Here is a 4257-nt window from a genome sequence, read left to right as displayed (position 1 = left end):
ACAAACTTCGAAGAAAACGATGATTTTGCCGTTACCTTCGATTTCGGCCTGATCGCCAGTGACAACAATGATTTCATCGATACCGGCGAGGATCTCAGTGATTTCCTCGATGCGATCGATGGTGTGAGTGCTAGCCAGGAAGATGCCGATTACGTGTTGGCGCAGCTGCAAACCCTCGACGAGGGCAGCCTCACCGCGGACGCCGGTGCGCAGCTCACCATCGCGATTCCCAACAGCCTGGCTTCCGGTCTGCTGTTTGTGCGCCAGTCTGCGTTTGTCGCCACCGATGTCCAGTTGGCACAGTCGGATGTCGAACTGCTGGAGAACTTTGGTTCGCAGATCTTTGACGAGAGCGATCTGCAAACCGCTGCCGGCGCTTTCGGTTACAGCCTGCAGGAAATCGGCTTTGCCGCGGCCCGTGACTTTAACGTCGCGGGTTATCGGTTGTCTCTGGGCGCCACGCCCAAATACCAGCGGGTCGAGACCATTGAATACATCGAGACCATTGCCAACTTCGACAACGATGACTTCGAAGCCGATGACTACATGCTGGAGCACACCAATTTCAATATCGACTTTGGTGCGACGATTAACTGGGGTGAGCTGCAGGCCGGCGTTGCCCTGCGCAATGCCCTTGCCCAGGAATACGATACCGTGCAGCAGGGTGTGGAAATCGAGTTGCAGCCCCAATTGACCGCGGGCCTTGGCTATACCGGTGAGGTATTGACCCTGCTGGCAGACGTGGAAATGAACGCCGTCGAACTGTTTGATGGGGCTGGCGAGAGGCAGATCGCCCGCCTGGGTGCAGAAGTCGACCTGCTTGATTGGGCGCAACTGCGCATTGGCTACCGCCACGACTTCAAGGATACCTACGACGGCGCAATCACCGCGGGTATTGGTTTCTCCCCGTTTAACGTGGTGCAGTTCCACCTGTCGGCAATCAAGTCATCCGATGACACCCTGGGTGCCGCCCTGCAGTTCGGTATGGACCTGTAATCGCGGGAATGGCTGCGCAAATAAAACGTCGCAAATTAAAAAGGGGCCTGATGGCCCCTTTTTTGTTCGGAGTTGGCTTCAGGCAGAACTGGCGAGCGTCACTTTCTGCGTGGGGAAATTAAGAGTAAAGGTACTGCCGCGGCCGGGCACACTGGAGACGCTCATGTTGGCACTGTGGCGCAGCAGGACATGCTTGACGATGGCGAGACCCAGGCCGGTGCCGCCGCTCTCGCGGGAGCGCCCCGCGTCCACCCGGTAAAAGCGTTCCGTCAGTCGCGGAATATGCAGGGGATCGATGCCGATACCGGAATCCTTCACCGAATAATGACCGCCGGCCGAGTCCACCTTCCAGCGCAGCTCGATAGGCCCGCCGTCGGGGCTGTACTTCACCGCATTGAACGCGAGGTTTGCAAAGGCGCTGTGCAATTCCCCCGCATCCCCGGTAATGATGCTGTCCTCGTCGCAATGCACCGAAATCTCGTGGCGCTCGCCACTCAGTGAGCGCGCCTCGCCAGCTACCCGCTCCATCAACTCTCGCGCCGATACCCGGTCCCGGCCGCTGTCGCGCTCGGAAGTCTCCAGCCGCGCCAGCAGCAACAGATCGTTGACCAGGCTGGTCATGCGCACCGTCTGCTCGCTCATCTGGCCGAGCGGACGCTCCCAGTTGCGTGGCGCCTGGCCACTGGCCTGCAGGGTCTCCAGATAACCGGCAATTACCGTCAACGGCGTACGCAACTCGTGGGAAACATTCGCCACGAAGTCCCGTCGCATCTGCTCAAGATTGTGCAGTCGCGTCACATCGCGCACGATCACCAGCGCCTCGTCCTGGCCGAAGCGAGTCACTTCCATCTGCAGAATGCGGGAATCGTCACCCGGTGCCGGCAGCGTGATCGGCTCGCGGCTGAGGTTATCCCTGCCCTGCATGCGCTGGTTTACGTGTTCCACAAATCGCGGATCGCGCACAAAATTCACCAGCGGCTGGCCGGCATCGTCCGACTGCAGGCGCAGCATCTGCCCTGCCGCCGGGTTCCACCACGCCAGATTGCCCTCGTCTTCCAGCGCCACAATACCCTCGCGCAGTGCGCTGGTACTGTCCTGCACCCGGCGCAGCATCGAATGGAGCTTCTGCTTCTCCTTGCGATGGCGGCGCTGCATCCGATAGAAATCATCGGAAATATCGCCCCACACCCCAAAACTGGTGGGAGCCGGGCCACGGCGGCCGTTGGAGAGCCAGCGGTCGAACTGGTTCTGTTGCCACAGCAGCCAGAACAGGTAAACCGCGAGGCCGGCGCACAGGGCCAGCCACCAGTTGGCGGAGGCAAACCCCAAGATGGTGGTGCCTAGTGCGATGACGATAAAGCGGGATAACTCGCCAATACTGCGATCGAGCATGATGGTTTGGCCATCTTCTTTGGGCGTGGAACAGTGTTTGTTCTAGCCACAGCGGACTTTATGCGAAGGCAAGGCGCCGGGTGAAGGGATTCGGAACTGTCGAAAACAGGGATGTTTTCGACAGAGCTTACAGGGACGTATTCACAGCGGTTCCGAATCCCTTCACCCGGCGATTTGCCGCCACCGGACTCTCATCAGAGGGCCCGACAATCTATGAAAGGAGTCAGCTTACACCCTTTCCGCGGTCTGTACAGAAAAGCGGTAGCCGGTGCCGCGAACGGTCTGGATATAGCGCTCGTGGCCGTCGATGGTCAGCGCCTTGCGCAGGCGGCGGATGTGGACATCCACGGTGCGCTCCTCCACGTAAACATTCCCGCCCCAAACGTGGTCCAGCAACTGCGTGCGGGTATAGGCGCGCTCCTGGTGGGACAGGAAAAAGGTCAGCAGGCGGAACTCCGTCGGCCCCATATCCACCGGGTTGCCGTTGATGGTCACCCGGTGGCTGATCGGGTCCAGCACCAGGCCACCCGCCGTCAGCGGCTCTTCCGGCGTGCTCGGCCCGGCGCGGCGCAATACCGCCTTCAGGCGCGCAACCAGCTCGCGGGGAGAGAACGGCTTGGTAATGTAATCGTCGGCGCCGGTTTCCAGGCCCTTGATCTTGTGGTCTTCCTCACCCTTGGCCGTCAGCATGATGATCGGCAGCGAGGACGTCAGCTCGTCGCGCTTCAGGCGGCGTGCCAGCTCAACCCCGGATACATCCGGCAGCATCCAGTCCAGCAGAATCAGGTCCGGCTTTTCGTCGATCACCAGCGCGTGGGCCGCCTGGGCGTTTTCCGCCTCGAGACAGCGATAGTCCGCCATCTCCAGCGCCACCCGCAACATATCGCGCACCGGCGCTTCATCGTCGACTATGAGAATCGTCTTGCTGTGCATTTGCCTGCCATACCCTAATTACTGTGCAGTTATCGCTTTCCTTAGAGTGGTCATTTAACGTCACTTTGATGACAAATATATGACAGGGTTTGTGCGGTCACGAATCCGGTGCCTTCAGAATGTCTTCAATTGGCAAGAAAATGGAAAAATATTCCGGCAAATACCGCGGCACCGACATAGTTGTTGTTCAGAAAGGCCGTGAAGCAGGGCTCCCGTAAGCGATCTTTAACCAGCCACTGCTGGTATCCGAACAGACCCGCCGCCACCGCAACCCCGCAGTAGTAAAGCGCTCCCAGGCTCTCGCGGCTGCCGAGCATCAGCAGTGCCACAACCACCATCACCTGCAGGCTGGCGGTCATCACCCTGTCCATCTCGCCGAACAGGATCGCGGTGGACTTGACCCCGATTTTGAGGTCGTCGTCCCGGTCCACCATCGCGTAAAAAGTGTCGTAGGCCACGGTCCACAGCAGGTTGGCGGTGAACATCAGCCAGGCCACCGCCGGCACCTCGCCGCTGACTGCCGCAAACGCCATCGGGATCCCCATGCTGAACGCCGCGCCCAGTACCACCTGCGGCATATGGGTGTAGCGTTTGGCAAAGGGGTAGCAGAACGCCAGCGCCAGCGCCGGCAGCGACATCAGGATGGTGAGTTTGTTGGTGGTCAGTACCAGCAGGAAGGCGGCAAAACTCAGGCCCGCAAACAGCAGCAGCGCGCCCTTTGGCGTGGCGGCGCCGGTGGCCAGGGGGCGCTGGTTGGTGCGTTTTACATGGCCGTCGATCTTGCGATCGGCGAAGTCGTTCACGGCGCAGCCGGCGGCGCGCATAAAGATCACCCCGAGGGTGAATACCGAAAACAGGTGCAGCCCGGGCCAGCCGTCGGCGGCGATCCACAGTGCCCACCAGGTGGGCCACAGCAGCAGCAACGAGCCGATGGGG

4 protein-coding genes are annotated in these 4257 nt (G+C 60.3%); 1 reads left to right on the top strand and 3 read right to left on the bottom strand.

Features of this window, described 5'->3' with window-relative positions; genetic code table 11:
* Positions 1 to 996 (top strand): conjugal transfer protein TraF (gene traF / locus QZ511_RS16425; protein WP_295804133.1); only part of this gene is annotated, 996 nt, incomplete at its 5' end.
* A 78-nt stretch (positions 997 to 1074) separates the two neighbouring features.
* On the opposite strand, the gene phoR is transcribed toward traF, so the two are convergent.
* The 3 genes from phoR to ubiA all read right to left on the bottom strand — a co-directional run.
* Entirely contained in the window at positions 1075 to 2388 is a 1314-nt protein-coding gene (gene phoR / locus QZ511_RS16420; RefSeq protein WP_295804131.1) for a phosphate regulon sensor histidine kinase PhoR, read from the bottom strand.
* A 228-nt stretch (positions 2389 to 2616) separates the two neighbouring features.
* Positions 2617 to 3321, bottom strand: coding sequence for a phosphate regulon transcriptional regulator PhoB (gene phoB, locus QZ511_RS16415; RefSeq protein ID WP_295804127.1), 705 nt, complete (start codon positions 3319 to 3321; stop codon positions 2617 to 2619).
* 125 nt (positions 3322 to 3446) lie between these two features.
* Positions 3447 to 4257 (bottom strand): 4-hydroxybenzoate octaprenyltransferase (ubiA, locus tag QZ511_RS16410; protein WP_295804126.1); only part of this gene is annotated, 811 nt, incomplete at its 5' end.

This window comes from uncultured Microbulbifer sp. (assembly GCF_913055755.1).
Taxonomy (GTDB): Bacteria; Pseudomonadota; Gammaproteobacteria; order Pseudomonadales; family Cellvibrionaceae; genus Microbulbifer.
The sequence above is the reverse complement of the archived record's forward strand: the minus strand, read 5'-3'. Positions and strand labels throughout refer to the sequence as shown.

What these genes read in the sequence shown, in the direction of transcription:
- phoR (WP_295804131.1), bottom strand. Translation starts at nt 2,388, where the DNA reads ATGCTCGATCGCAGTATTGGCGAGTTATCCCGCTTTATCGTCATCGCA.
- phoB (WP_295804127.1), bottom strand. Translation starts at nt 3,321, where the DNA reads ATGCACAGCAAGACGATTCTCATAGTCGACGATGAAGCGCCGGTGCGC.